At 71.2% G+C, this 24,841-nt stretch carries 22 protein-coding genes and 1 pseudogene; 10 read left to right on the top strand and 13 right to left on the bottom strand.

Going from position 1 to position 24,841, the window contains the following annotated elements; translation table 11 throughout:
- A complete protein-coding gene (locus B0I32_RS02070) occupies positions 1–678 on the bottom strand; it encodes an LptM family lipoprotein (RefSeq protein ID WP_181306905.1) in 678 nt (225 codons plus the stop codon).
- A gap of 248 nt (positions 679–926) precedes the next feature.
- Here B0I32_RS02070 and B0I32_RS02065 point away from each other — a divergent pair, with 248 nt between their 5' ends.
- Positions 927–1,262 carry a carboxymuconolactone decarboxylase family protein gene (locus tag B0I32_RS02065; RefSeq protein WP_146178006.1) on the top strand — a complete coding sequence of 112 codons (336 nt, stop codon included), beginning with the start codon at positions 927–929 and terminating at the stop codon, positions 1,260–1,262.
- On the opposite strand, the gene B0I32_RS02060 is transcribed toward B0I32_RS02065, so the two are convergent.
- On the bottom strand, positions 1,222–2,412 hold the full coding sequence (locus tag B0I32_RS02060) for a PQQ-dependent sugar dehydrogenase (protein WP_106234407.1): 1,191 nt from the start codon (positions 2,410–2,412) through the stop codon (positions 1,222–1,224). The genes B0I32_RS02065 and B0I32_RS02060 overlap by 41 nt on opposite strands.
- A gap of 46 nt (positions 2,413–2,458) precedes the next feature.
- Here B0I32_RS02060 and B0I32_RS02055 point away from each other — a divergent pair, with 46 nt between their 5' ends.
- Positions 2,459–3,208, top strand: a complete 750-nt coding sequence (locus B0I32_RS02055) for an SDR family NAD(P)-dependent oxidoreductase (protein ID WP_106234405.1) — start codon at positions 2,459–2,461, stop codon at positions 3,206–3,208.
- A 120-nt stretch (positions 3,209–3,328) separates the two neighbouring features.
- Here the strand turns inward: B0I32_RS02055 and B0I32_RS02050 are convergent, their stop codons facing one another.
- Positions 3,329–4,543: an ABC transporter ATP-binding protein gene (locus B0I32_RS02050; RefSeq protein ID WP_106234404.1), complete on the bottom strand. Its 1,215-nt coding sequence runs from the start codon at positions 4,541–4,543 to the stop codon at positions 3,329–3,331.
- Positions 4,544–4,722: 179 nt separating this feature from the next.
- Here B0I32_RS02050 and B0I32_RS02045 point away from each other — a divergent pair, with 179 nt between their 5' ends.
- Complete coding sequence (locus tag B0I32_RS02045; protein ID WP_106234402.1) at positions 4,723–5,793, top strand: LacI family DNA-binding transcriptional regulator; 1,071 nt, start codon at positions 4,723–4,725, stop codon at positions 5,791–5,793.
- Positions 5,794–5,851: 58 nt separating this feature from the next.
- Here B0I32_RS02045 and B0I32_RS02040 read toward each other — a convergent pair whose 3' ends face one another.
- Positions 5,852–6,997 (bottom strand): 2,5-dihydroxypyridine 5,6-dioxygenase NicX family protein, encoded by a 1,146-nt coding sequence (locus tag B0I32_RS02040; protein WP_106234400.1) that lies wholly within the window; start codon positions 6,995–6,997, stop codon positions 5,852–5,854.
- A 140-nt stretch (positions 6,998–7,137) separates the two neighbouring features.
- Between B0I32_RS02040 and B0I32_RS02035 the strand changes: the two genes are divergently transcribed.
- Together B0I32_RS02035 and B0I32_RS02030 are read left to right on the top strand one after the other, a co-directional pair.
- On the top strand, positions 7,138–9,984 hold the full coding sequence (locus tag B0I32_RS02035) for a helix-turn-helix transcriptional regulator (RefSeq protein ID WP_106234399.1): 2,847 nt from the start codon (positions 7,138–7,140) through the stop codon (positions 9,982–9,984).
- A gap of 2 nt (positions 9,985–9,986) precedes the next feature.
- A complete protein-coding gene (locus B0I32_RS02030; protein ID WP_106234397.1) occupies positions 9,987–10,862 on the top strand; it encodes an alpha/beta fold hydrolase in 876 nt (291 codons plus the stop codon).
- A gap of 38 nt (positions 10,863–10,900) precedes the next feature.
- On the opposite strand, the gene B0I32_RS02025 is transcribed toward B0I32_RS02030, so the two are convergent.
- Positions 10,901–11,386, bottom strand: coding sequence for a glutathione peroxidase (locus B0I32_RS02025; protein ID WP_106234396.1), 486 nt, complete (start codon positions 11,384–11,386; stop codon positions 10,901–10,903).
- 188 nt (positions 11,387–11,574) lie between these two features.
- Between B0I32_RS02025 and B0I32_RS62055 the strand changes: the two genes are divergently transcribed.
- Together B0I32_RS62055 and B0I32_RS57400 are read left to right on the top strand one after the other, a co-directional pair.
- Positions 11,575–11,973: an aggregation-promoting factor C-terminal-like domain-containing protein gene (locus B0I32_RS62055; protein ID WP_342751701.1), complete on the top strand. Its 399-nt coding sequence runs from the start codon at positions 11,575–11,577 to the stop codon at positions 11,971–11,973.
- 335 nt (positions 11,974–12,308) lie between these two features.
- Entirely contained in the window at positions 12,309–12,764 is a 456-nt protein-coding gene (locus tag B0I32_RS57400; protein ID WP_181306904.1) for an aggregation-promoting factor C-terminal-like domain-containing protein, read from the top strand.
- A 27-nt stretch (positions 12,765–12,791) separates the two neighbouring features.
- On the opposite strand, the gene B0I32_RS02010 is transcribed toward B0I32_RS57400, so the two are convergent.
- The gene (locus B0I32_RS02010; protein WP_106234394.1) at positions 12,792–13,439 is read right to left on the bottom strand and encodes a TetR/AcrR family transcriptional regulator C-terminal domain-containing protein; all 648 of its coding nucleotides are present in this window, start codon (positions 13,437–13,439) and stop codon (positions 12,792–12,794) included.
- A 144-nt stretch (positions 13,440–13,583) separates the two neighbouring features.
- On the opposite strand from B0I32_RS02010, the pseudogene B0I32_RS61545 reads away from it, so the two are divergent.
- Positions 13,584–14,180: pseudogene (locus B0I32_RS61545) on the top strand (NACHT N-terminal helical domain 7-containing protein); the annotation flags it as partial.
- A 2,382-nt stretch (positions 14,181–16,562) separates the two neighbouring features.
- On the opposite strand, the gene B0I32_RS02005 reads toward B0I32_RS61545, so the two are convergent.
- Both B0I32_RS02005 and B0I32_RS02000 read right to left on the bottom strand, forming a co-directional pair.
- On the bottom strand, positions 16,563–17,846 hold the full coding sequence (locus B0I32_RS02005) for a sensor histidine kinase (protein WP_106234393.1): 1,284 nt from the start codon (positions 17,844–17,846) through the stop codon (positions 16,563–16,565).
- Between the two features lie 84 nt (positions 17,847–17,930).
- Positions 17,931–18,404 carry a nucleoside deaminase gene (locus B0I32_RS02000; protein WP_181306903.1) on the bottom strand — a complete coding sequence of 158 codons (474 nt, stop codon included), beginning with the start codon at positions 18,402–18,404 and terminating at the stop codon, positions 17,931–17,933.
- A 213-nt stretch (positions 18,405–18,617) separates the two neighbouring features.
- Here B0I32_RS02000 and B0I32_RS01995 point away from each other — a divergent pair, with 213 nt between their 5' ends.
- Both B0I32_RS01995 and B0I32_RS01990 read left to right on the top strand, forming a co-directional pair.
- Positions 18,618–20,342, top strand: coding sequence for an ABC transporter ATP-binding protein (locus tag B0I32_RS01995; RefSeq protein WP_106234390.1), 1,725 nt, complete (start codon positions 18,618–18,620; stop codon positions 20,340–20,342).
- The gene (locus B0I32_RS01990; RefSeq protein WP_106234388.1) at positions 20,339–22,195 is read left to right on the top strand and encodes an ABC transporter ATP-binding protein; all 1,857 of its coding nucleotides are present in this window, start codon (positions 20,339–20,341) and stop codon (positions 22,193–22,195) included. The genes B0I32_RS01995 and B0I32_RS01990 overlap by 4 nt, the downstream gene beginning before the upstream one ends.
- A 105-nt stretch (positions 22,196–22,300) precedes the next feature.
- Here B0I32_RS01990 and B0I32_RS01985 read toward each other — a convergent pair whose 3' ends face one another.
- From B0I32_RS01985 to B0I32_RS01965, 5 genes are all read right to left on the bottom strand, one after another.
- Complete coding sequence (locus B0I32_RS01985; protein WP_146178005.1) at positions 22,301–22,603, bottom strand: hypothetical protein; 303 nt, start codon at positions 22,601–22,603, stop codon at positions 22,301–22,303.
- Between the two features lie 55 nt (positions 22,604–22,658).
- Positions 22,659–22,994 carry a DUF202 domain-containing protein gene (locus B0I32_RS01980; RefSeq protein WP_106234385.1) on the bottom strand — a complete coding sequence of 112 codons (336 nt, stop codon included), beginning with the start codon at positions 22,992–22,994 and terminating at the stop codon, positions 22,659–22,661.
- Between the two features lie 3 nt (positions 22,995–22,997).
- On the bottom strand, positions 22,998–23,324 hold the full coding sequence (locus tag B0I32_RS01975; RefSeq protein ID WP_106234383.1) for a YidH family protein: 327 nt from the start codon (positions 23,322–23,324) through the stop codon (positions 22,998–23,000).
- Between the two features lie 66 nt (positions 23,325–23,390).
- The gene (locus B0I32_RS01970; RefSeq protein ID WP_106234381.1) at positions 23,391–23,777 is read right to left on the bottom strand and encodes a hypothetical protein; all 387 of its coding nucleotides are present in this window, start codon (positions 23,775–23,777) and stop codon (positions 23,391–23,393) included.
- A 58-nt stretch (positions 23,778–23,835) separates the two neighbouring features.
- Entirely contained in the window at positions 23,836–24,789 is a 954-nt protein-coding gene (locus tag B0I32_RS01965) for an alpha/beta fold hydrolase (RefSeq protein WP_106234380.1), read from the bottom strand.
- Between the last annotated feature and the right edge of the window lie 52 nt (positions 24,790–24,841).

Raw genomic sequence — 24,841 nt, 5'->3', positions numbered from 1 at the left:
TCATCCGGGCAGCCGGAGCAGCTTGAACGAATTCGCGATCTTGTCGAACTCGGCGCCGCGCTTCTGGAAGCAGACCGACTGGCAGCCGATGAGCATGACGGAGACCGTGGCGCCCTTCTCGTCGAGGATCGCCGTGTGGTCGAAGGTCTGGACGTCGGCGCCGATCTGGTAGTTGAAGCGCACGTGGACGCCTCTCGCGCCGCCGTCCAGGCTGAGCACCTGGTCGCTGATGGGTTCGAAGCGGTTGAACATCGGCGGCTGGTTCGCGGTCACGGCCTGCTGCTGGTAGAGCAGGCGCATCTGCTCGGTCACCGGCAGGATGAAGTCGCGCAGCCTGTTGAGGGAGATCGTGTCGCGCTGCTCTTCGGTGAGCTGGTGCACGGCGGCGTAGACGAACGGGTCCGCCGAGCCGAGCAGGTGGTTGACCGACGGCTTGGCCGACTGGTCGAAGGCCGTCGACCAGACCCGCTGCGCCCGCAGCGCCGCGGCCTGCGAGCTCGGGTGGTCACCGGACAGGTACAGTTCGATGGGATAGGCGTCGAGCTGCGTGAACGAGGCGGGCACCTTGAAGTACGTCGTTCCGGCCTTGTCACGGACGTAGGTGAACTCCGGCTGCCCGCACGCGGACAGCGTCAGGACCGCGACCATGAGCGCGATCAAACCCCGTGCTTTTTTCACCAGGGCTTACCTCCGCTTTACGGACCAACGGAGTTGTTGTGCCCGCTTTCAGCAGTAATGAGCCCGGAAGACGCCGGAAAATCTTGACCAAATCTTGCCCGTCTATTGGCTTTACTTGTTACAGATCAAAACGCCCTCCGTGCTGGGGCTGCGGCGCTCCGCTACAACGTTCATGCAACCCCCCATTGGTTCCCCTCGGGAAGTAGCGAAAGATATGAGGATCCCTTCCGACACCTCCGGAGCGAACAATGACTGAACCCACCATGGAGACCGTGGACTCCTTCGGCATGAACGCCGAGCGCCAGTTCGCCGACGTGTGGTCGCGTTCGGTCCTGTCGGACAGGGAACGCCGCCTGCTCCTGCTCGGGCTGCTCGTCGGCGAGGGAATGCCCGAGATGACCGGCGTGCATCTCGACGTGGCCCTGCGCGCGGGAGAGCTGAGCGAGGTCGAACTGCGCGAGGTGGTGGTCGTCCTGACGCACTACGCGGGCTGGATCAGGGGGGCGAAGCTGAACGACCAGGTGGAGGAGCTGATCGAGCGGGTCAGGCGGGAACGATCCGGTAGATCGGGCCCTGCAGACTGAGTGCGTACAGCTCCCCGTCGGGGCCCTGGCCGAACGACGACAGCTGCTCGACCTCACCGACCTCGGCGGCCTCTCCCAGCTCGTCCATCGGCGCGGCCTTGATCCAGCCGGCGCAGAAGTCGCCGTACAGGAACTGTCCCTGCAGCCAGGGGACCTTGTCGCCCCGGTAGACGTAGCCGGCGATGACCGAGCAGTTGCCGCCTTCGCCCAGCGGATAGACGATCACCGGCTCGACCAGGTCACGGGGGTTGGCCCGGCCGCGGAAGGGCCGGTCGCCCTCGCGCAGGTTCCAGCCGTAGTTCTCGCCGCCCTCGGAGCCGGCCGGCTGGTAGTTGACCTCCTCCAGCTCGTTCTGGCCGACGTCGCCGATCCACAGGTCGCCGGTGTCGCGGTCGAAGGTGAAGCGCCAGGGGTTGCGCAGGCCGTAGGCCCAGATCTCGGGCCGCGCACCCTCCTTGCCGACGAACGGGTTGTCGCGCGGGATCGTGTACGGCTTGCCGCGCGGGTCGATGCGCAGGATCTTGCCGAGCAGCGTGCCGAGGTTCTGGCCGTTGCCCTGCGGGTCGCCCGCGCTGCCCCCGTCGCCGAAGGCGATGTAGAGCAGGCCGTCGGGGCCGAAGGCGAGCTGGCCGCCGTTGTGGTTGGCGAACGGCTGCTTCTGGGTGAGCACGTCGCGCCTGGCCGTGGCCCTGGTGCCGTCGTAGGCCCACTCGGTGACGTGGGTGGTGCCCCGCGCGTCGGTCCAGTCGAGGTAGACCCACCGGCCGGTGGGGTGGAAGGCCACGCCGAGCAGCCCCTGCTCGTTGCCCGTGCTCACCTCGCGGGACAGGTCGATGACGGTCTCGCCGGCGGTGGTGCGCAGCCGGCCGGTCTGCTCGGCGACGTAGAGCCGGTCGTCGCCGGTGCGCACGGCGAAGGCCACCGGCTGCTCCAGGGTGGCGATCTTGTCGAAGCGCAGCTTGCCCCGCGCGGGCGGCGGCGTGGTCTCGGGAGGCGTCGTCTCGGGCGTCGGCGTCGGGACGGCCGAGGTCACCGGGGCGGAGCTCGCCTGCCCCGAATCCGCGGACGGCCCGGAAGCCGGCACAGACGACGGGCCGGAGGTACACGCGGTGAGGGCCACGAGCAGGAGCACGGCCACGACGAGGCGCACGTGTTCATCCTGCCATGCCGGAGAGCGGGGACGTTAAGGTTCAGGCATGCCTACCGCATTGATCACCGGCGCGACCGCCGGCATCGGCGCCGCCTTCGCGCGGCGCCTGGCCGCCGACGCCTATTCGCTCGTCCTCGTGGCCAGGGACGAGCTCCGCCTGACCCAGGCCGCCGACCAGCTCAAGCTCAGGTACGGCGTGAACGTCGAGGTGCTGCCCGCCGACCTGGGCACCGACGAGGGCCTGGCCAAGGTCGAGTCGCGGCTGCGCGGCGGGGTCGACCTGCTGGTCAACAACGCCGGGTTCGGCAACGCGGGCCGCTTCCCGCACGTGCCGGTCGAGGACGAGGTGCGCATGCTGAAGGTGCACTGCGAGGCCGTGCTGAGATTGACGTTGGCGGCGCTGCCCGGCATGACGGAGCGTGACCGGGGCGCGATCGTGAACGTGGCGTCCGTGGCGGCGTTCTTCACCCGCGGCACCTACAGCGCGTCGAAGGCGTGGGTGGTGAACTTCAGCGAGTCGGCCGCGAACGAGGTGGCCAACCCGCGCATCCGCATCATGGCGTTGTGCCCCGGTTTCGTGCGCACCGAGTTCCACCGGCGCGCCTCCATGGACGACTCGTCCATTCCGGGCTTCCTGTGGCTGAAGGCCGACGACGTGGTCCGCGAGGCGATGCGCGACCTGGCCTTGGGGCGGCGGGTGTCGGTCCCCGACCTGCGTTACAAGGCCATCGTGGCGGTCGGCCGGCTGGTGCCGCGCCGCCTGCAGGCCATGGTGTCGCAGCGGATCGGCCGCTGACCCCGTACCCGATCGTTCGTGCGTGAAAAAAGGGCCCCCGCCGCGGGAGGGGGTCGCGGTGGGGGCCCGGGCGACCGCGGGCGAGCCCGCGGCCGGGAACCAGGTGTCAGCGGCGAGGACTCAGCGGTTGGCCTCGTGACCGATGGACAGACCCGAGGTCGGGTCGAAGAAGTGCAGGTTGTGCGTGTCGACGACCAGGTCGATGTTCTGGCCGGGGCGCACGTGGCTGCGGGCGTTGACGCGGGCGGTCCACAGGGACTTGTCGCCCGTCAGCGGCAGCGCGGCCTCCTCGTCGTCACCGGTGTCGGCGGCGGCGACGGTGTCCTTGTGCTCGACCGGCGGGGCGTCGATGAGGAACAGCACGTTGATCTCGGAGCCGAGCTCCTCGGTGACCTCCGCCTTGACCGGCAGCGTGGCCCAGCCGTTGGCGTGGTTGCCGGCGGAGGCGGCGTCCTCGAAGTCCGACGGGCGGATGCCGAGGATGATCTTCTTGCCGATGTACTGGTCGAGGCCCGGCTTGTCGGAGAAGGTCGACTCGGGGATCGTCAGCTTGATATCGGCGAACGTCACGGCGGGGCCGCCGTCGCCGCGGACCAGCTCGGCGGTGACGAAGTTCATCGAGGGCGAGCCCATGAAGCCGGCGACGAACAGGTTGACCGGCTTGTCGAACAGGTTCTGCGGGGTGTCGACCTGCTGGAGCAGGCCGTCGCGCAGGACGCAGACGCGGTCGCCGAGGGTCATGGCCTCGACCTGGTCGTGGGTGACGTAGACGGTGGTGACGCCGAGGCGCTCGTGCATCTGGTTGAGCGAGGCGCGCATGGAGACGCGGAGCTTGGCGTCCAGGTTGGACAGCGGCTCGTCCATGAGGAAGGCCTGCGGCTCACGGACGATGGCGCGGCCCATGGCGACACGCTGGCGCTGACCACCGGAGAGCGCGGCCGGCTTGCGCTTGAGGTAGGTCTCGAGGCCGAGCATCTTGGCGGCGTCGTTGACCCGCTTCTGGATCTCCGGCTTGGGCATCTTACGCAGCTTGAGACCGAAGGCGAGGTTCTCCTCGACCGTCATGTGGGGGTAGAGCGCGTAGTTCTGGAAGACCATCGCGATGTCGCGGTCCTTCGGCGGCAGGTGGTTGACCACCTTCTCGCCGATGGCGATCTCGCCGCCGCTGATGTCCTCCAGGCCGGCGATCATCCGCAGCGCGGTCGACTTACCGCAACCGGAGGGACCGACCAGCACCATGAACTCGCCATCCTTGATCTCAAGGTTGAGCCCGTTCACGGCCTTTACGCCACCGGCGTAGATCTTGTCGACGTTCGTCAGAACGATGGATGCCATGACATTCCTTCGCGCTCCAGGGCGGTAGCCCGGATGTTGTTACCGTGTCCCCACCAACGTGGATACGTTTTCAAGCATCTCACCCGAAACGGACATCGGTGTCAAGGGTTACAGCGTGACCAGCCTTTGTCGGCCCTGGCGGCTTCCCGTTTCCGTGGAAGCATGATGGAATCGTTTCCATGGACAAGCGCGCGACGATCAAAGATGTGGCCGAGGCGGCCGGCGTGGGCGTCGCGACCGTGTCCCGCGTGCTGTCCGGCGGCTCGGCCAGCCCGCGCACGCGAGAGCGCGTCCTGGCCGTCGCCGCCCAGCTCGACTACCGCCCCAGCGCGCTCGGCCGCAACCTGCGCCAGCGCCGTACCGGAGGCATGGGCCTGCTCGTCCCCGACCTCACCGACACCTTCCACGCGCAGCTCGCCGAGGGCGTGCTGGCCTGCGCCCGCGCGGCCGGCGAGCCGGTCGTGCTCGGCTCCACGGCCGGCGACCCCGAGCAGGAGTCCGAGCTGATCGGGATGCTGCTGGAGCAGAGCGTCGACCGGCTCATCGCCGTGCCGTCGGGCGACGAGGACACCTGGGCGCCCGCGATCCGCGCGGGCATGACGGTGGTCTTCGCCGACCGCCTGCCCGCCCGCCCCTCCTCCGACGAGGACGACGACCCCGCCGCGACAGCCGTCAACGACCTCATGCTGCTCGACGGCGTGTCCTCCGGCTCCCGGCCGCGCCCGCTCGACGCGCCGTCCGTGGTGGCCGACGACCGGGCGGGCATCCGTACGGCGGTGCGCTACCTGCGCGGCCTCGGCCACCGGCGCATCGCCTTCCTCGGGGGCCCAGGGCACGACCGGCGGGCGGCGGCGTTCGGGGCCGCCGTGGGCGCGCCCGTGGACGAGGAACTGGTCGTCTTCGCCACCGGCAGCCGCGACTCCGCCTACGCCGCCGCCTCCGGCCTGTTCCAGAGCCGCCCCGACCTGTCGGCGGTCGTCGCCGGGGGCAACGTCCTCGGGGAGGCGGCGGTGCTGGCCGCCAGGGAGCTCGACCTCCGGGTGCCGCGCGACATCTCACTCGTCATGTACGACGACGTGCCCTGGGCCGAGCTGTGCTCCCCGCCCCTGACGGTGATCGCCCAGCCGGGCCGCGACATGGGCTACCGGGCCGCCGAGCTGGTGCTGCGCTCAGGGGGGCGCAGGCCGCGCGGGGTGATGCTGCCCACGGAGCTCATCATCAGGGGCAGCTGCGGCCCGCACCGGCAGTGAGCCGCCGTCGCACAGCCGACATCCTCCAGCGGACGGACCGCCATCCTCCTGCGGGCCGTCACCCTTCTGCGGGGCGTTCTCCCGCACCGGAGTAGCGGCGCGGGAGAATCATTACGGGGTTGTCGTCGAGGATCACCTCCGGCGGGCCGAACCGCGCCGCCACCTCCCTGATCTCCGGCTCGTCCAGCATCAGCAGCCGCCCCTCCTCGACGAACACCTCCCCGTCCACCACCACGGTCGGCCGGTCCACCTGGCAGTCGCAGTGGGCGAAACCGGGCCCCGTGGTGACCGGCACCCCGTCGGTCAGGCCGTCGAGGCCGCAGTAGAAGGCCCCCGCGTGCTTCTCCCGCTCGAACTGCGTACCGCCGGCCAGCCGGACCTTCGGGTTCAGCCCGAACAGGCCGTGCCGCATGTAGAAGCCGCCCGGCGCGTACCTGCGCAGCTGCTCGGCGGCGGCCCCGCCCTCGATCTTGCGGACCAGGTTGCCCTCCAGCGTGACGCGCAGCGGCTCCTCGGGCACGCCGGTGACGGTGGAGTCCTCGACGACGAGCACGCCCTCGGTCTCGGTCGGCCAGAAGTTGGCGCCGCCGTACGGGAAGGGCCGCCAGTCGCCCGGCCGCAGCGCGCCGGGGTCGGGGTCGAAGGTCAGCCCGGAGAACGTCACGTCCGTCCCGCGCGGCGACGTCACCCGGATCGAGGAGGCGCGGGACAACTGGCGCAGGGCCCGCCGCAACAGTGCGTAGAAGACCTCGGCGGGCAGCCGGCCGCCGGTCATCAGCGCGCCGGCCGTGGCGGTCATGTGCAGGGACAGGAAGCGGGCGGAGCGGGACTTGATCTGGTCGAAGAACAGCGGCGCCGTGTGCACCTCGCCCCACCAGGTGCCGCTGATCACGACGTCGGCCTCGCGGAAGGCGGCCGTCTCGATGCCCAGCCACGCCTCCCTGTCCCATCCGCCCGGGGTGAACGGCGGCACCGACAGGATGCGCACGTCGGCGTCGCGCATCGCCGCCGCGGCGGCGATGGCCTGCACGACGACGGGGTCGACGGTGTGCTCCATCATCAACAGCACGCGCTCGCCCGGCTCCAGCCGGACGTATTCGCACAAGTTGCGCACGCCGGGCATCAGCTCCACGATCGCGTACGGCGACACGGGGGGTTCCGCGACGTAGCTGAAGGGCGATCCGGAGTAAGGATTGGTCGTCATAGCGCGCTCCCTGCGGGACGTGAGTCTCGATGCGGTGCCATCCGCAACCTCGTTTCGATACCCAGCCGATAAGGTGGCGTACCGCGTTCGTACCACTACTGTGTGAAGTAGGTGTCTAGACAGGGATACAGTCGGCCATTGTGCTTTTCGGCAGATCGGCGGAGATCGCCGCCATCGACGACCTGCTCGGCCGGGCTCGCGGGGGTGCGGGCGGGGCTCTGGTGCTGCGTGGCGACGCGGGCGTAGGCAAAACAGCCCTGCTCGACCTGGCGGCCACGCGGGCCGGCTCGATGCGCGTGCTCCGGGCGACCGGCGCCGAACCCGAATCCGACCTCGCCTTCGCCACCCTGCACCAACTCCTGCGCCCGGTGACGATCCCGGCGGGCGGGCTGCTGGACGCGCTGCCGGAGCCGCAGCGGGAGGCGGTGCGCGGGGCGCTCGGACTGGCCGGAGCCGCCTCCGGTGACCGGTTCCTGCTGGCGGCCGGAGTGCTGTCGCTGCTGGCGGAGGCGTCCGTACCGGACGGGCTGGTCTGCGTGGTGGACGACTTCCAGTGGGTGGACCGAGCCTCCGCCGACGCGCTGCTCTTCGCCGCCAGACGCCTGAGCACGGAACGCATCGCGATGCTGCTGTCCGTACGAGGCACCCTGCCGGTCAAGGGCCTGCCATCCTTGACCCTCGGCGGCCTCCCACCCGACGCAGCCACCGCCCTCCTGAACGCCGACATCACGTCCGCGACAACGCGCTCGGGCGCCAGTGCGAGTGCCGGCGTTGGGGTCGAAGCGGGGGTCGTGCGGGAGCTGGCGGCGCTGACCGGTGGGAACCCGCTGGCCTTGCGTGAGATCGTGCGGCTGCTGAGCCCCGCCCAGCTGGCCGGCCGCGAGCCACTGCCGGATCCGCTGCCCGGCGGCGCCCAGCTCTTCGGCGAGCAGGTGGCCGCGCTGTCCCCCCAGGCTCGTCAGGTCGCCCTGCTGGCGGCCGTCGAAGGCGATCTGGACCTGGTACTCCGCGCCGCCGCCAGGATGGGTCTTTCGACGGACTCGGGGCGCGTCGAGCCGCGCGACGCAGCCCGTGCCCCGGGTGGCTCTGCGGCCGACGCAGGGCGTGCTGAATCGCACGACCGCGCTCCCGTCCTGACCGGCTCTTCGACCGACGCGGGCCGGGCTGCCTTGCATGAGCTGGAGGCGGCTGGGCTGGTGTTGGTGCCCGGTGCGGGCGTGCGGTTTCGGCATCCGTTGATCCGGTCGGCTGTGCACGAGGCGGCGGCACCCGCTGACCGGCGTGCGGCGCACGCGGTGCTGGGCGGGCTGTGTGAGGGTGATCGGCGTGCCTGGCATCTGGCGGCGGCTGCGCTCGGACAGGACGAGGAGGTGGCCGCGGCGCTGGCCGCTACCGCCGTGCGGGCTCGCGAGCGGGGTGGCTATGGTGACGCGGCCACCGCGCTGGCGCGGGCCGCCGAGCTGACTCCCGATCCGGTGAGCAGGGCGGCCAGGCTGAAGGACGCCGCCGTTGCGGCCTGGCTCGGTGGTCGTCCTGGGCAGGCCGGGTCGCTGCTGGCCGAGGCTCGCGAACGGGCCGGTTCCGATCCCGTGACGGCGGCCGAGATCGACCAGTTGCGCGGCAGGTTCGAGCTGAACTCCGGCAGCGCCGCCGAGGCCGTGCGGATCCTGTCCGCGGGTGAAAGCCTGAGCATGCTGGCCGACGCGATGGAGGCTGCCTCGTACGTCGGCGACACCGAGGCCATGATCCGGTTCGGCGGCCGGGCGGCGGCCCATCCGGAGGGTTTCCTGCGTGACGTGCTCGTGGGCATCGGCCTGATGTTGTCCGGCGACGGGGCTGACGGCGGGGGGCACGGGCTGCTTGTTCGGGCGTTGGAGCGGGTCGGGGAGCTGACGGAGGCGGCTGAGTTTCTGTGGGCTACGGCGGCGGCCAGTCAGTTGGGTGAGGCGGATCTGTCGGCCGAGCTGGCCGGGCGGGCCGGGCGGGTGGCCAGGGTGTCGGGGATGGCCGGGCAACTGCCGGTGGTGCTGGAGTTCGTGGCCACCGGCGAGCGGATCTCCGGGCGGCTGGCGGAGAGTCAGGCCATCTCGGAGGAGGGGCTGGAGCTGGCCCGCGAGGCCGGTTACGGCAACACGGTGGCCGCGCACCTGGCCAACCTGGCGGTGCTGGCGGCGCTGCGCGGTGAGGAGGAAACCTGCGGGCGGCTGGCGCGGGAGGCGCTGGCCATCGCCGTGCCGCACCGGGTGGGGCTGCGCGTCGGGGTGGCCGCGTACGCGCTGGCCATGCTGGAGCTGGGGCTGGGCCGGTTCGCCGCGGCGCACGACCGGTTCACCGCGATGGCGCAGGCGGGTCCGGGCGCCGGGCACCCGGCGGTGGTGTGGCGGTCGGCGCCGGACCGGATCGAGGCCGCCGTGGGCGCGGGCGACACGCGGGCCGCGCGGGCGGCGCTGGAGGCGTACGGGCGACGGTCGGCGCACGCCCGCACCGACGAGTCGCGCGCGCTGCTGGCCCGCTGTCACGCCCTGGTCGAGGACGACGCCGGCGGGTTCGAGGAGGCGCTGCGGCTGCACGCCAACCCGTTCGAGGCGGCCAGGACCGGGCTGTTGCTGGGCGAGCGGCTGCGCCGGGCGTACCGTCCAGGCGAGGCGCGGCCCCGGCTGAGGGCGGCGATGGAGACGTTCGAGGCGGCGGGGGCGCGGCCGTGGGCGCGGCGCGCGCAGGGCGAGCTGCGCGCGGCGGGCGAGAGCGCCGAGCCCGCGCCGGGGCCGCTGCTCGACACGCTGACGCCGCAGGAGCTGCGCATCGCCGGGCTGGTCGCCGACGGCCTGTCCAGCAAGGAGATCGCCGCGCGGCTGTTCCTCAGCCCGCGCACGGTCGAGTACCACCTGTACAAGATCTATCCGAAGCTGGGCATCACCACCCGTACGGAACTGGCGCGGCTGGTAGTTCTACGGAAGGCGGGCACGGCCCGGCAGGACATGCTTTGAGCATGCATATCGATATCTGGAGTGAAGAGTTCGGCGCCGCCACCGACGCGCCGATCCTGCTGATCATGGGGTCGATGTCGCAGGGGATCCTGTGGCCGGACGAGTTCGTCGGCAGGCTGACCGCGGGCGGGCGCCGGGTGATCCGGTACGACCACCGCGACACCGGCCGGTCCGGCACCGTCGACTTCGCCGCGAACCCGTACACGTGGGAGGACATCAAGGACGACGTGCTGCGAGTGATGGACGCGCACGGGCTGGAGAGCGCGCACCTGGTCTGTCACTCGGCGGGCGGGCTGCTCGGCCAGCTGATCGCGGTGGAGCGGCCGGAACGGGTGCGGACGCTCACCGTCATCGGCTCCTCACCGCTCGGCGGCGGCGAGGGCATGGTGATCATGCGGGCGCTGATGGGACAGCCGCAACCGGAGGGCAGCCTGCCCGAGCCCGCGCCGGAGTTCACCGCCTTCTTCCGTGAGCTGATCGCCGCGCCGCCGCCTCAGGACCGCAGGGAGCGCATCGAGGTCATGATCGCCGAGCAGCGGGTGCTGCACGGCACGGCGCTGCCGTTCGACGAGGACGCCGCCCGCCGGCTCCAGGAGCGGATCTACGACCGGGCCCGCGACCTGGACGCCGTGGCCAACCATCGCCTGGCGGCGGCGGCCAGGCCGGACTTCGAGCCGGTGGGCGTGCTGGGCCGGATCAAGGCGCCCACGCTGGTCGTCGAGGGCACCCACGAGCCGGCCAAGCCGGGGCACGGCGCGCTCATCGCGAAGGAGATCCCGGGGGCGCGGCTGCTGATGATCGACGGCATGGGGCACACGCTGCCCCCGGAGGTGCACGAGGAACTGGCCACGGCCGTCCTCGCGCACACCGCCGAGTAGCGCGGCCGAGCAACCCGGTCGCATGGGGTCGTTCGCCGTCAGAGGAGCTTTTCGATGGCTCCGGTGACCGCGGGGTCCTCGGGGGTGGTGCGGGGGCGGAAGCGGGCCACGACCCGGCCGTCGCCGTCCACCAGGAACTTCTCGAAGTTCCACTGGATGTCGCCGGCCTCGCCCTGCTCGTCGGCGGCCTGGGTCAGCTCGGCGTAGAGCGGGTGCCGGCCGGGCCCGTTGACCTCGGCCTTCTCCAGGAGCGGGAAGTCCACGCCGTACGTGGTGGCGCAGAACTGCTCGATCTCCTCGGCCGAGCCCGGCTCCTGGCCGGCGAACTGGTTGCACGGCATGCCGATGACGGTGAAGCCGCGGGGGCCGTACTGCCGCTGGAGCTGCACCAGCCCGCCGTACTGGGGCGTGAGGCCGCATTTCGAGGCCACGTTGACGATCAGGGCGGGCTTGCCGCCCGTCAGTTCCGCCAACGTCGTTGGGGCGTCCGCGAGGGTGCGGAGCGGGATGTCGCTGAGGCTCATGGTGTGACCCTACAGAACGAGTCAGGACGATAAATGTGACGCAGTCCTCAATCTCGCCACCAACCCCCAGAAAAAGGTATATATCGAGATCTTTACTGACGATCCACCTTTTCATGGTCAATTCGCTGTAAAGGGAACCAGTCGGGCACTGTGCTGCGGTCCATGAACCCCCTCGAAAGGGAACCCGCATGCCCATGCTCCGCCGTACCGGCGTCCTGGTCCTGACCGCCACCCTGGTGGCGGCGGGCGGCGCCTCGGCCGCACAGGCGCAGAGCTCCCAGACCAGCGGCAAGAACAAGTCCATCGCCCGGCCCCTGGTGGCCGCGCGCGGCTGGAGCCTGGCCCAGTTCGGGTGCCTGGTGAGCCTCTGGCACAGAGAGAGCGGATGGAACCACCGCGCCGGCAACCGCTCGTCGGGCGCCTACGGCATCCCGCAGGCGCTCCCCGGGCACAAGATGGCCTCGGCCGGCAGCGACTGGCGGACCAACCCCCGCACCCAGATCAAGTGGGGTCTGTCCTACATCAAGCAGCGTTACTCCTCGCCGTGTCGCGCCTGGGGGCACTTCCAATCCCACGGTTGGTACTGACCCAAACCCCAGGTTTGATCGCGTTTTCCGGCAAGGCCCGCCCAGGCAGGCGGCGAACCGGGCAATCCCGCTCCAGCGAGAGGACCTTTTATCGGCAACGATCACACAAACACCTGTCCTTCGCGTGTCCCCATCCGTGAACCGCGGTGACAGCGCGTAATAGGAATCGTGCTAGAGGACACGTCGCGGTGCCCTCCGGGCCGCCCAGCGAGATCGGGCGGTAACGGAAATCCCGGAGGGCCACGCGGACCCTCCGCGCCCGAGCCACGGGCGCGGACCGGCAGGGCGCCGGCTGACGGCGCCCGTCCGCACGCGACCCGACAGTGAGGATTCCCGTGGACAAGCGAGCCCTGAGCGGCACACTCATCTCCGTCACCGCGATCACCGCGTTCGGCACCGCCCTACCGGCCCTGGCCGAGTCCCGGCCACCGGTCAGGACCGGCGTCTGGACCACGTCGGCGCAGCCGAAGATGGCGGCCGTGCGGCCGTCGACCCGGAACAAGAAGATCGCCCTCGACCACGTCGTCCAGCGCTCCTGGAACGCCCGGGAGTTCCACTGCCTGGACAACCTGTGGACCCGCGAGAGCGGATGGAACCACAAGGCGCTCAACCGCTCGTCGGGCGCGTACGGCATCCCGCAGGCCCTTCCCGCCGGCAAGATGAGCGGTGCCGGCCGCGACTGGAAGTCCAACCCGGAGACGCAGATCCGGTGGGGCCTGGCCTACATCAAGGGGAGGTACGGCAGGCCTTGCGGCGCCTGGGGGCACTGGAGATCACACAACTGGTACTAGCCCGTTCCGGAGGGCATCCGGAGCAGCTCACCGGGTGCCCTCCCGACGGCCCGCGTGCGCCTCGATCGCCTTGATCAGCAGTTCGAGCCCGAACTCGAACTCGGCCTCGTGGTCGCACTCGGCCAGCAGCTCCGCCAGCGAGCTCACCTCGGGGAACAGCGCGGGATCGACGCCGTCCGCCGTGATCGTCCTGGTCTGCTCGGGCGCGAACGCGGGCGTCACCCCGACCTCGCGCAGCAGCGAGCCGACGATGTAGGCGATGAACATGCGCAGCATCCGCACCGCGTCCGCCCCGTCGAACCCGGCGCCGCGCAGCGTGGCCAGCGCCCGCTCGACGGGCAGCAGCCCGGCGGCTGAGTGGAGCTGGCGGCTGACGACCAGCATGGTCGAGCGCGGATGGTGGTGGGCGATCTGCCGGAAGGCCCGCGCCTGCGCGCGCACCCGGTCGGTCCAGTGGGCGTCGGGGTCGTCGGTGAACTCGATCCGGCTCAGCACCGCCTCGGCCACCCCGTTGAGCAGGGCGTCCTTGTTGGGCACGTGGTTGTAGAGCGACATCACCCCCACGCCGAGCTCGGCCGCGATGCGCCGCATGGAGACCGCGTCGGCGCCCTCGCGCTCGATGAGGTCGATGGCCGCGGCGACGATGCGTCCCCGGGAGAGGCGCTCGATGCTCATAGCTCATTCTACGGACCGCGACGATCTACGGACCCGACGATCTACGGACCCCGACGACCTGCCGACCCCGTGATCTGACCGCGGCGATCCACCGACCGCGGCGATCGCGCCCGGCGCGGGCGGAGATCCGGCAGACTGGGCCTGATGCGGCGGATAGTGACCTATCGCGACGCCGTGGCGCTGCTCGGCGGCCCGAGCGCGATCACGGACGTCCTCGACAAGGCCTCGTCCATGGCCCTGTTCGGGCTGGGCGCGATCGACCTGTTCGACGCGCGGGCCGAGGCCGTACGGCTCGGCGACGCGTTCCTCCGCCGGCTGCGCGACCAGGTCAAGGGCCTGAGCCGGTACGACACCACGCAGCGGCTGGCCGCGGCGCACTCGGTCATCGTGGTCACCGCCTACCTCGACGCGCTCGCCGAGGTGGACGTGCTGCGCGAGCTCACGCCGGACGACCAGCGCAGGATCACCGGCGCGGAGGAGGTCGGGCGGTCGCTGATCTCGTGCCGGGCGCCGCTGCCCTCCCCCGCCGTCCCGTTCGAGAAGGTGCTGAGGAGCGTCGAGGAGACCTACGCGGACTACACCGTCTCGCTGACCGGTTTCCTGTCCGGGCTGGCGTGCTGGGACCGCTGGGACGAGACCACCAGGGCGAGGCTCGCCGGCGACCTGCCGCCGCGCGCCAGACGCCGTTACGAGGAGTTGTTCCACCGGCTCGCGGCCGACTTCCCCGAGGTGGCGTGCTGGGCCGACCGCGTCGACCACCAGGCCACCCGGGCGCAGGTCAGGGACCTGGCGCGCGGGCTCGACGGCATCAGGCGGCAGCTCGCCGCGATCCCGGTGACGCGCACTCCGTCCGACCGGCTGGCGGCGCTGATCAGGGCGAACCGGGCCGTGCTCGCCCGCCCGTCCGTGTCCTCCGCCCAGACGCCGCCGGGGATGCGGATCCCCTCGCTGGAGCAGGGGTACGTCGATCCCGGCTACCGGCTGCTCCCCCCGCCGACGGCGAGACGTCCGGTCACCGCGGAGGAGGAGTGGGCGCCGCTGCCCCGCCGGCACGACCTGGCCTCCTTCCTGGCCGGCCATCTCACCCTGCCCGAGGCCACGCACGCGCCCCTCCTCGTGCTCGGCCAGCCGGGCGCGGGCAAGTCGGTGCTGACCCGGGTGCTGGCCGCCCGGCTGCCCGGGAGCGAGTTCCTGCCGCTCCGCGTCGAGCTGCGCGACCTCCCCGCCGACAGCGACGTGCTGGCCCAGATCGAGCACGGCATCAGGTCCGCGCTGGACGAGACGATGTCGTGGCCGGACTTCGTGCACGCGGGCGGCGGGACGCTGCCCGTCGTCCTGCTGGACGGCTTCGACGAGCTGCTCCAGGCGACCGGCGTGAACCAGAGCGACTACCTGGAACGGGTGGCCCGCTTCCAGCAGGCCCAGGCCGAGCGGGGCCGGGCGCTGGCGGTCGTCGTCACCTCCAGGACGGCGGTGGCCGACCGGGCGCGGATCCCGCCGGAGACGTCCGTCATCCGGCTGGAACCGTTCGACCACGACCAGATCCGCCGGTGGATCAACACCTGGAACGACGGCAACGACGGCTACTTCCGCGAGCGCGGCCTCCAGCCGCTGCCCGTGGAGCGGGTGCTGACCGTGCGCAACCTCGCCGAGCAGCCCCTGCTGCTGCTCATGCTCGCCCTGTACGACGCCGACGCGAACGCGCTGCGCCTCATGCGCGAGGACCTGCACGAGGCCGAGCTGTACGAACGCCTGCTGCAGGGCTTCGCCGCCCGCGAGATCGGCAAGGCGCAGGCGGACCTCACGGACGAGGAGCTGGCGCGGGCCGTGGAGGACGCCCTGCTGCGCCTGTCGATCACCGCGTTCGCGATGTTCAACCGGGGCCGGCAGTGGGTCGCCGAGCCCGACCTGGACGCCGACCTGGGGGCGCTGCTGCCGGAGGAGACCTCCCCCGCCCAGAGCCAGGGCCTGCGCCGCTCCTTGACTCCGGCCGAGAGCGTCATCGGCGGCTTCTTCTTCGTGCACACCACCCAGGCGCTCCGCGACGACCAGCGGCTCAAGACCTACGAGTTCCTGCACGCCACGTTCGGCGAGTACCTGGTCGCCCGGCTGGTCGTCAGGGAGCTGGCCGACCTGGCGGAGGAGCTGGCGTTCGCCACGTCCCGCCGCCGCCCCGCCCGTCCGGACGACGCCTTCATGCACGCGCTGCTGTCGTTCGCGGCCCTCACCGTCCGCGCGCCCACCGTGGACTTCCTCGGGTACGGCCTGGCCGCCGTCCCGCCCGACCGGCGCGCGCTGCTGACCCGGCACCTGTGCGAGCTGTTCGCCGGTTCGCTCATGGAGCGGCCCGGCTCCCCGTACGACGCCTACCAGCCGGTACGGGCGCAGGCCACCGTCCGGTACGCCGCCTACAGCGCCAACCTGCTGCTGCTCGCCGTGCTGTCGGCGAACGAGCCGATCGCGGGCACGGACCTGCTCGGCACCGAACAGCCCGAGCCGGCGAACGAGCTGTGGCGCCGGATCTCCCGGCTGTGGCACGCGCAGCTCAGCAGGGCGGAGTGGGACTCGCTCACCCGCACCGTCAGGATCCGCCACTCCGTGAGCGGCGGGAGCAGGATGATGACGGCCGGGTTCGAGCGGGACCCGGTCATCGATCTCCGTGAGCTGGCCTTCTTCACCTGGCCGGGCGAGGGTGAAGGGACTCAGAGTCCGTACCGGATGCGGTCGAGGCGCGTGCCCTGGATGCGCGAGATCGCCTTCCGCGACGACTCCACACTCGCCCATCTCTTCGTCGACCTGCTCCCCTACCTGACGGAGATCGACGAGACCCTCGACGCCCACCCCCACAGCCCCGTCGCCGATCTGCTCGCCGTCCTGCTGAGCCGCACCCCCGACATCCGCGCCTACGCGCGGGCGCTGGACCGGCCGCCGACGTGGGAGTACGTGGATCGGCTGCTGAAGCAGCTGGAGGTGGACGCCCGCCATCTGCCCGACGCCGACGTGCTGCATATCGTCACCGTCGCCTGCCTCTGGTGGCGGGGCCCCGACCGGCTGGAGAACGTCCTGCGTGTCCTGCGCGACCGACCGGGCACCAGCCCTGACGTGCTGGCGGCGGTGGAGCGGCTAGTCCGCGGGAAGGCACAGGACGAGCCGGGTTTCCGGTCCTTCCCCGATCCTGAGGTCTCCCCCGTGAGCCCTGGCGATGTCGCGGGCGATGGGCAGGCCGAGCCCGCTCCCCCCGGTGTCGCGTGACCTGGTCGTGTCCAGCCGGGTGAAGCGTTCGAACACGGTCTCCCGCATGTCCTCGGGGATGCCCGGCCCGTCGTCCGACACCTCCAGCAGCGCTTCCTCGCCCCGCCGGCACACCGAGACCCGCACCCGCGTGTCGCCGTACCGGTCGGCGTTGGACAGCAGGTTGGTGAACAGCCGGGCCAGCCGCAGCCGGTTCCCCCTGACGATCACGCACGGTTCGAGGCTCAGGGTGACCGGCAGCCGGCCGGGGCGGCGCCCGGCCTCCTCCTCGACCAGCCGTCCCAGGTCGATGCGCTCCTGCCGGATGTTGGCGCCGGCGTCAAGGCGCGCCATCAGCAGCAGGTCCTGCACGATGTCGGACAATCGCCGGGCGTCGTTCAGCGCGGCCCGCCAGTCCTCCCCGGTACGCTCCTCCATCCCCGCCTCCAGCCGTACCATCAGCGCCGTGATCGGGGTGCGCAGCTCGTGGGAGGCGTCGGAGACGAACCGCCGGTGCCTGGCCACGGCGTCCTCCAGCCGGGCCAGCGTGTCGTTGACGGTCGTGGCCAGCTCGGCCACCTCGTCCTGGGTGCCGGGCACCTCGATGCGCCGGCTGAGGTCCTCGGCGCTGATCCGCTCCAGCCCGCGCCTGATGCGCTCGACGGGGGCCAGCACGTGGCCGACGCCGTACCAGGCGCCCCAGCCCATCAGTGCCAGGAGCACGCCGGAGGCGCCGAAGAGGATGGCGGCGACGTAGGACGCTTCGAGCTGGAACGGCTCACGGATCGCGGCGTAGGCCACGACCGACCCGTAGGCGGTGGAGCGGTTGCTGGTGCCCACGACCACCAGGCAGCCCTCGGGCAGGCACACCCGGGAGCTGACCCGCGAGTCGCCGCCCGCGGGCCGCTCCAGGGTGAGCGGCGGCCGGCCTTCGAGCCCCGCGCTGGCCGCCACCACCTCGCCGTCCAGGTTGACGACCTGGAGCAGGCCCACGCCGGCCTGCGGCGGGATGGGGCCGGGAAACTTACGGTCGTCGATGAGCGTGGTGATGCGCCGGCTGGCCTCGTCGGCCTGATCGACGATCCTGTCCCTGACCCGCGACGGGTACAGGAGTGAGATCACCGACGCCCCGCTCAGCAGCAGGATGCCGAACACGACCACCGTCGCGATCGTCATCCTGCACCTGATGGACCGACAGTGCGCCATGCGTCACACTGTGCCACTTACATGACAAAACGCAGGTCAAACGCACACCCACCGTCATCCGTGGTAGCGACGGTGCAGCTCGTGGACCTCCTCCGCCAGCTCGGGCACCGGTCCCTCGACGACGACCCCGGGCGCGACCTCGTTGACCGGCAGCGAGCGGACGGGCGCGGCGGGCACGCCCAGCTCGCTCAGCCAGCCGTCGAGCTGGACCGAGGAGGAGGCGTAGACGATGCGGCCCAGCCCGACCCAGGCGTGCGCGGCGGCGCACATCGGGCAGTGCTCGCCCGAGGTGTAGACGGTGGCCGCGGCCCGCTGCTCGGGTGTCAGGTGCTCGGCCGCCCAGCGGGCGAGCGCGAACTCCGGATGCCGGGTGCGGTCTCCCGACGCCACCCGGTTGTGGTCCTCGGCCAGGGCGGCGCCGTCGCCCGAAACCAGCACCGAGCCGAACGGTTCGTCGCCCAGTTCCAGGGCCCGGGTGGCCAGCTCGACGCAGCGGCGCAGGTGCGGCAGCTCGGATTGCTCGATCATGATTCACCATCTCAGACGTGAGTGCGACCGCCGAGCGAGCGGGTAACGGTCCGCCGGAAGTGCACGATCTTTCACGTTTGCGCACGTCACATACGGAAACCCCACCGTGGGGCCACAGAAAATCGGTTGATCCCACGTATTAGCCTAGAAGGGATGCCTCCCGATACGCACAAACCTCGCCGTCCCCTGCTCTCCTCCAACTCACTGTGGCGGATGAAGTCCTACCTCCGCCCCTACGTCACCAGACTGATCATCATCTGGCTGACGGCGATCGCCGGAATCGCCACCGTCATCGCGTTCCCTCTCATCATCGAGAGAGTCATCGACGGGCCCGTGCACCACGGTGACGCCGGCGGGCTGCTACCCCTCGGGCTGCTCGCGATCGGCGTCGGCGCCCTGGAGGCGCTGCTGATCCTGTTCCGGCGCTACATGCAGGTCCGGCCGGTGCTCGGCCTGGAGACCGCACTTCGCGACGACCTCTACGAGCACCTGCAGCGCCTGCCCATGGGGTTCCACGGAGACTGGCAGTCGGGGCAGCTGTTATCACGGGCGACCACCGACCTGTCGACGATCCGCCGCTTCCTCGGCTTCGGCATGCTCTTCCTGGTCATGAACGTGCTCCAGGTCGGCGCGGTCACCGTGCTGCTGCTGAACAAGTACTGGCCGCTCGGCCTGCTGGTGCTGGCCTCGGTCGTGCCGATCGTGTGGACGTCGCTGCGCTTCGAGAAGCGCTACATCAGGATCTCCCGCCAGGTCCAGGACGAGCAGGGCGACCTCGCCACGCTCGTCGAGGAGTCCGCGATCGGCATCCGCACGATCAAGGCGTTCGGCCGCCGCCACCACGTCTACGACCGGTACGACGACGCCGCCCGCAAGGTGTACGCCTCGTCGATGGACAAGGTACGCCTGTCGGCCAAATTCTTCTCCTTCCTGGAGATCATCCCCAACATCACGCTGGCCCTGGTGGTGCTGCTCGGCGCGCTGGCGGTCGGCGAGGGCGCGCTGACGCTGGGCGCGCTGGTCGCCTTCACCACGCTGATGCTGCAGCTCGTCTGGCCCGTGGCCAGCCTGGGCTACCTGCTGGCGATGGCCCAGGAGGCGATGACCTCGGCCGACCGGCTCATGGAGGTCATGGACACCGTCCCGGCCATCGAGGGCGGCACCGGCACCATCGAGGAGCCGCGCGGCCACCTGCGCTTCGAGGGCGTCGGCTTCCGCTTCGCCGACTCCGAGGAGCCGGTGCTGCGTGACGTCTGGCTGGAGGTGCGGCCGGGCGAGACGGTGGCCATCGTGGGCGCGACCGGGGCGGGCAAGACCACCCTGACCGCGCTGGTGCCGCGCCTGATCGACCCGACCTCCGGCCGGGTCACGATCGACGGTCACGACGTACGCGACCTCGACCTGAAGACGCTGCGCTCGGTGGTGGCGACGGCGTTCGAGGAGCCCACGCTGTTCTCGATGAGCGTGCGCGAGAACCTCATGCTCGGCCGGCTCGACGCGACCGAGGAGGAGCTGGCGCAGGCCATCCAGACCGCGCAGGCCATGTTCGTCTACGACCTGCCGTGGGGGCTCGACACCCGGATCGGCGAGCAGGGGCTGTCGCTGTCCGGCGGCCAGCGGCAGCGGCTCGCCCTGGCCAGGGCGGTGCTGAGCAAGCCGCGCGTCCTCGTGCTCGACGACACGCTGTCGGCGCTCGACGCCGAGACCGAGGCCCTGGTGGAGGAGGCGCTGCGGCACGTACTGCGCGAGGCGACCGGCATCGTGGTCGCCCACCGGGCCTCCACCGTGCTGCTGGCCGACAAGGTCGCGCTGCTGCGCGACGGCACCATCACCCACGTCGGGCAGCACCGCGAGCTGCTGGCCCAGGTGCCCGAATACCGGGAGCTGCTGGCCCAGGACGCCGACTTCGACGACGCCTCGGAAGGAGCGCTGCGATGACCACCCCCGCCACCACGACGACGGCTCCCGAGAAGAGCGGCGACTGGCGCGGCGTCGCCTCGGAGGATCAGGACGAGCTGCCGGCCAAGGTGTCCGTGCTGCTGCGCTCGCGGTCGCGGCGCCTGCTCGGCGACCTGCTGCGGCCGTACCGGAAGAAGATCGCGCTGCTCGTCCTGATCATCGTGACCTCCAACGCGGCCGGGCTGTCCATCCCGTTCCTGGTCTCGGTGGGGATCGACGAGGGCATCCCGCCGATCGTGTCCGGGTCGGGCGCCACGGTCCTGGTCACGGTGGTCGGGGTGATCCTGGCCGCCGCGATCATCCAGGCGTTCACCCGGCAGGCGTTCCTGGGGCTGATGGGCTCGATCGGCCAGAACATCCTGCTGGAGCTGCGCAGAAGGGTGTTCGACCACTTCCAGCGGCTGTCGCTGAGCTTCCACGAGGGCTACACCTCCGGCCGGGTCATCTCCCGGCTGACCTCCGACATCGAGGCCATCGCCGAGCTGGTGCAGTCGGGTTTCGACGCGCTGGTCAAGGCGGTGCTGACGCTGGTCGGCACGGCGGTGCTGCTGCTCATCCTGGACGTGCACCTGGGCCTGGTGGCGCTGGTCCCGCTGCCGCTGCTGCTGCTGTTCACCAAGTGGTTCCAGCGGCAGTCGGCCATCGTCTACCGGCGTACCCGCGAGGCGGTCGCCCTGGTGATCGTGCACTTCGTGGAGTCGATGATCGGCATCCGCGCGGTGCAGGCGTTCCGCAGGGAGCCGCGCAACCAGGAGATCTTCAAGCAGCTCAACGACGACTACCGGGCCGCGAACGCGCGCAGCATGTACCTCGGCGCGACGTTCATGACCGGCGTCAGGCTGATCGGCAACATGACGATCGGCGCCGTGCTGCTCTACGGCGGCTACCTGGCCCTGCACGGCGAGGTCAACATCGGCGTGCTGGCCGCGTTCCTGCTGTACCTGCGCCAGTTCTACGAGCCGATGCAGGAGATCAGCCAGTTCTACAACACGCTGCAGTCGGCCGGCGCGGCGCTGGAGAAGCTCTCGGGCGTGCTGGAGGAGGAGCCCTCGGTGCCCGAGCCGCGCGAGCCGGCCTCGCTGCCGCAGGGCAGGGCGCGCGGCAAGGTGCGCTTCGACGGGGTCGAGTTCGCCTACGTCAAGGAGATGCCGATCCTGCCCCGCCTCGATCTGACGATCCCGGCGGGTCAGAGTGTGGCGCTGGTCGGCGCGACGGGCGCGGGCAAGACCACGCTGGCCAAGCTGATCTCCCGCTTCTACGACCCGACCGAGGGCGCCGTGCTGCTCGACGGCGCCGATCTGCGCACGCTCGACGAGCCGACGCTGCGTCAGGCCGTGGTCATGGTGACGCAGGAGAACTTCCTGTTCAGCGGTACGGTCGCGGACAACATCAGGTTCGGCCGCCCCGACGCCGGCGACCACCAGATCCGTGAGGCGGCCAAGGCCATCGGCGCCCACGAGTTCATCGCGGGCCTGCCCGACGGCTACGACACCGAGGTGGGCAAGCGCGGCGGCCGCATGTCGGCCGGGCAGCGGCAGCTCGTCGCGTTCGCCAGGGCGTTCCTGGCCGATCCGGCGGTGCTCATCCTCGACGAGGCGACCTCCAGCCTCGACGTGCCGAGCGAGCGGCTGGTGCAGCGGGCGCTGCGGACGATCCTGGCCGACCGGACGGCGCTGATCATCGCGCACCGGCTGTCGACGGTGGAGATCGCCGACCGGGTGCTGGTGATGGAGCACGGCCGGATCGTCGAGGACGGCCCGCCCGACCAGCTCATCGCCGCCTCCGGGCGCTTCGCCGGGCTGCACCGGGCGTGGCTGGAGAGCCTGAGCTAGCGTCCTGCGTCGCGGTGGCCGGGCTCGGTCGGAGAGCCTGCGCCCGCGTCGCCGTGAGCGGCCGCGCGGGCGTGCCCGTCAGGAGGCGGGCACGCCCGGCGGCTGTCAGTACAGCGGTTTGCGCACCGGGGTGAGCATCGGCGTCGGGTCGGGCGCGGCCGGCTCGGCCGGTGGGATCAGCTCCGGATGGCGCGACAGGTAGCCGTCCGGGAACATCGTGGCGTCCTGACAGCCGCATGACGGGCAACTGACGCCCGCCGACGGCGGCGCGGCGGGAAGGCCGGCCCGCAGCCAGATCTCCCCGGCGTTTCCGTGGTCGTCCTCGAAGTGCCTGACGACGTAGTCCTCATGCCAGACGTGCCAGCAGTGGCGGCACTCGAAAGGCACGTTCCTGTGTACTTCTTCCACGAGGTCACCCCCTGCTTCGAGTGTCCGCCCCCTTCCCGGCTTCCCGCAAGCGGCCTTACCGAACGCTGACGACGAAGGCGACGGCGCCCGCCACCACGCTCAGTGTGCCGAGCCAGGCGAAGACCGCGTCGAGTCCCGCGTCCAGCGGCGTTCCCGCGTGCAAAGCCGCCTGCACCCGGCGGAAGCGCACCCGCGTCCTGATCAGCAGCACGCCGCCGCAGAGCGCGGCCAGGGCGAAACCGGCGATCGCGAACGCGGGCAGGCCGTGCCGCAGGGCCAGCCCGGTCGCCGCCAGGCCGCCGGTGGACAGGGCCACGGCCGTGCGCACCCAGGCCAGCCGGGTGCGCTCGCTCTGCAGGCCCTCGTCCCAGATCTCCTCACTTCCCGGCATCGGTCAGATGGAGGCGATGATGAGGACCAGGGCGACCACGGCCACGGCCGCGACGCCGTAGCCGAAGACGGCCGCGAGCGCGGGCGGAGGCAGCGGCGCCTGCTGCCGAAGGGCGCGCTGGATGTTGCGCCAGCGGGGGTAGGCCATGCCCGCCGCCAGCGCGGAGAGGGTGACCAGCACGACGGCCAGCGCCGTGCGGATCCACGGGACGAACACGTCGGGAGGCAGCGCCGCCATGGCCACCCCGCCCGCGCTGAGCGCCAGCGCCGTGCTCAGCCAGGTGAGGAAGGTGCGTTCGTTGGCCAAGGTGAAACGCGGGTCGGGTTCCATAGGAAAAACGGTAATTCGTCACCATTTCCCCTAGAGAAGGGGGGATTCTCCCCAGCGGCGGCCGGGTCAGCTGCAGGCTTGGGCGATCTTCTCCACGTACGCGGCCCCGTCGGTGCCGACCTTCTGCACCGCGTCGACGGCGTCGTTGGCGTCCTTGACGGTGATGCCGGTCAGCGTGGTGGCCAGATTGTCGGAGGCTTCCTTGATCGTGGTGTTGGCGGCCTCGTCGGCGACGTCGTTGAGCTTGGTCGCCGCGTCGTCCAGGGCCTTGTCCAGGGCCTGCGGGTCGTTGGTCAGCTTGGAGACCTCCGCGATGAGCTCGGTGACGATCTTGGGAGCTTCCAGGCAGGCCTGAGCCTTGTCGATGGTGCTGTTGACCTCGCTGCAACCGGCGGCGAGAACACACGAGGCGAAGAGGGCCAGGGGCACGAACCGGCGTCCGAAGTGAGGCATGACTCGACCCTACCCAAGAGTACGGCCCCGTGCTGTGCACACACCGTGCACGATCGGCTCACGACAGCGACCGCAGCCATCCGGTGAGGAGCCGGTTGACCTCGTCCGGGCGTTCCTGCTGCACCCAGTGGCCGCAGCCGTCGAGGAGGTGCGCGCCGGCCAGGCCGGGCAGCGTCCTGGGCAGGGCCTCGACGGCGCGGCCCATCCAGGACGTGGTGGGGTCGAGCTCCCCGCCGACGAACAGCGCCGGCTGGGTGATGGCCGCTCCGTCCCACGCGGCCAGGTCCTCCCAGTCGCGGTCCATGTTGCGGTAGCGGTTGAGCGCCCCGGTCAGGCCCGTACGCTCGAACTCCCCCGCGTAGACGTCGAGGTCGGCCTCGGTGAGCCAGGCCGGCCTGACACCCTCGGGGAAACGGTCGCGCAGCCGCCCGCCGGGCCGGACCAGCCAGGCGCTCTCCGCCATCGTGTCGCCCGACAGGCTGGCGTAACAGCCGGCCAGCCAGCCGCGCACGTCGGGCTCGATCTCGGCCTCGGCCCGCCCGGGCGTCTGGAAGTAGCTGACGTAGAACTCCTCCTCGCCGCCCATCCTGGCGAACCCGTCGGTGGGGCGGTGCGGGCCGCGCGGCGTGTACGGGACGCTCAGCAGGCCGACCGCGCGAAAGAGGTCGGGCCGCAACAGCGCGGAGTTCGCCGCGATCGGCGAGCCCCAGTCGTGCCCGACGATCACCGCGGAGCGCTCGCCCAGAGCCCGGACGACGGCGGCGTTGTCGGCGACGCAGGAAACCATGCGGTAGTCCTCGACCTGCGCCGGCTTCGATGAGCGGCCGTAGCCGCGCACGTCGACGGCCGCCGCCCGGAACCCGGCCGCGGCGAGCGCGGGGAGCTGGTAACGCCAGGAGTACCACGACTCGGGGAAGCCGTGCACCAGCAGCACCAGCGGGCCGCTGCCCTGCTCGGCCACGTGTATCCGGCCTCCCGGCACCTCGACGAGCCGATGCGTGATCTCGGACATCTCACCTCTCCTTGCCTCTCCCCGCCGCACCGCGGCACCAGGCTATGGCGCG

The organism is Nonomuraea fuscirosea (assembly GCF_003001935.1).
GTDB lineage: Bacteria > Actinomycetota > Actinomycetes > Streptosporangiales > Streptosporangiaceae > Nonomuraea > Nonomuraea fuscirosea.
This window is presented reverse-complemented; position numbering and strand designations above follow the sequence as displayed.